Below are 1,896 nucleotides of genomic sequence, written 5' to 3'. Positions count from 1 at the left end.
GGCCAGCCGGTCGGAGGTCGAGGGGCAGGAGCCGAGGAGGTTAGGGGCCGGCAGGTTACGGCGCGATGCCCGACGATGTAAGGCCGCTGGTCTCCGGCAGGCCGAGCATGAGGTTCGCGCACTGCAGCGCCTGGCCGGCAGCGCCCTTGCACAGGTTGTCGACGGCAGCGACAACCACCGCCCGCCCGCTCTCGTGATCGGCGGCGACCTGCAGGTGGACGGCGTTGCCGCCCAGCGTCGCCGCGGTGCGGGGCCAGCGCCCCGGCGGCAGGACCCGGACGAAGGGCTCGCCCGTGTAAGCCGCGTCCAAGGCGTCGCGGAGCATATCGGTGGTGACCGCCGAGCCGAGCCGAGCGGTACAGGTGGCGAGGATGCCGCGCGGTGTCGGCGCCAGGACCGTCGTGAACGACATGGACACGGGCGTGTGCACCAGACCGCGCAGCGCCTGGAGGATCTCCGGGCGGTGCTGGTGGCGTCCGACCCGGTAAGCGGTCAGGTCATTCATGACCTCGCTGCCGAGCAGGTTCGCCTTGACCGACCGTCCCGCGCCCGAGGTGCCACTGGCCGCCACCACCACGATGTCCTCGGTGTCGACCAAGCCCGCGCCCAGCAGCGGCGCGAGGGCGAGCGTGACCGCGGTGGGAAAACAGCCCGGGGCCGCGACGCGGGTGCTGGCACGGATCGCCGCCCGTGCGCCGGGCAGTTCCGGCATCCCGTACGTCCAGGTTCCCGCATGGTCGCCGCCGTAGACCCGCAGCCAGGCCTCGGCGTCGGCGAGCCGGTGGTCCGCTCCGAGATCGACCACGCGGACGCCATCCGGCAGTGTCGCCGCGACAGCGCCGGACCTGCCGTGCGGGAGCGCAAGAAACACAATGTCGGCGTCGACGCTGGCAAGAGCCGACACGTCGGCGAAGACCCGGCCGGTGAGATCGGGGAGATGCGGATGGACGTCGGTGACGTCCTGCCCGGCCGACGAACCCGCCGCCAGTGGGCCGATCTCGATCTCCGGATGCCCGAGCAGCAGGCGCAGCAGCTCCCCACCCGCGTAACCACTCGCTCCCGCCAACGCCGCTGTCATCCCCATGACTGAAAACTTATACACACATCATCATGATCATGCAAGCATGTCAGCAGCCGTTCCCGGCCCGCCGCACGGAGACGACCGCCCGTCCCGCAACGCCGGGCGAGCTGCCAGTACGCGAATAGCTCACAGCGACCGCATGCCTGCCGGGGCAGGCAGCCGCCAGCGTCATGGCGGATGCTCCGATGCCGAGAGCGCGCTGTACGCAGTCGTGCGGCTCGACACCTCGGCGCGCCTGCCCATAGAGGTCATCCACTGGTTCGGGTCGGCACGGGCCGCAGGCTGGTGGGCCCGCACCGCCAGCTCGGTGATCTGTGCCTCGAGGTCCTCACGGGAAGCGAAGTCGCCACAGCGCACCAGTCGACGGGTCAGGACACCGAACCACTGCTCGATCATGTCCAGCCCGGAGGCGTGCTTCGGGGTGGCCGCGCCTCGGCCTCTGTCGGCACCCGGGTGACCGTGACATGGGACCATTCTTCGGCCTGTCCGGGCGGCGGGACCGCGGTCGCGGTCGCCACGACCGCCAGCCGAGCCGACGGCCCGTCTTTCATGGTCGCATGAGCGACCTCGATGGCTGGCTCGCGATACGCGACGATCGAGGGACCGGCCTCCAGATGCGCCTGCCGGCTAGCCGAAGAGCTGGTCGAGGGTGTCGGCGGTCAGAACGCGGACGGTCCAGGTCCGCAGCTGATCAGCGGAGGCGTTGCGCACGGTGGTCAGCAGCGTCTCGGGAAGCGGGCCGAACTTGAGCATCAGCTGCTGGACAAGGGTCTCGACACGACCCTCGGCACGCCCCTCGGCACGCCCCTCGACCC

2 protein-coding genes and 1 pseudogene are annotated in these 1,896 nt (G+C 70.8%); all 3 read right to left on the bottom strand.

Translation table 11 applies throughout. The features are described 5' to 3' along the window. Nucleotides 1–55: 55 nt before the first annotated feature. On the bottom strand, nucleotides 56–1,084 hold the full coding sequence (argC, locus tag MJ783_RS18505; RefSeq protein WP_239312007.1) for an N-acetyl-gamma-glutamyl-phosphate reductase: 1,029 nt from the start codon (nucleotides 1,082–1,084) through the stop codon (nucleotides 56–58). 165 nt (nucleotides 1,085–1,249) lie between these two features. Beyond that, on the bottom strand, nucleotides 1,250–1,477 hold the full coding sequence (locus tag MJ783_RS18500; protein ID WP_239311988.1) for a hypothetical protein: 228 nt from the start codon (nucleotides 1,475–1,477) through the stop codon (nucleotides 1,250–1,252). A gap of 231 nt (nucleotides 1,478–1,708) precedes the next feature. Next, nucleotides 1,709–1,896: pseudogene (locus MJ783_RS18495) on the bottom strand (hypothetical protein); the annotation flags it as partial.

The sequence above is a fragment of the Protofrankia sp. Cj3 genome, assembly GCF_917627355.1.
In the GTDB taxonomy this organism is placed as follows: domain Bacteria; phylum Actinomycetota; class Actinomycetes; order Frankiales; family Frankiaceae; genus Protofrankia.
This window is presented reverse-complemented; position numbering and strand designations above follow the sequence as displayed.

Excerpts from the sequence above, each read along its gene's own strand:
- argC (WP_239312007.1), bottom strand. The coding sequence starts at position 1,084 with ATGGGGATGACAGCGGCGTTGGCGGGAGCGAGTGGTTACGCGGGTGGG.
- MJ783_RS18500 (WP_239311988.1), bottom strand. The coding sequence starts at position 1,477 with ATGATCGAGCAGTGGTTCGGTGTCCTGACCCGTCGACTGGTGCGCTGT.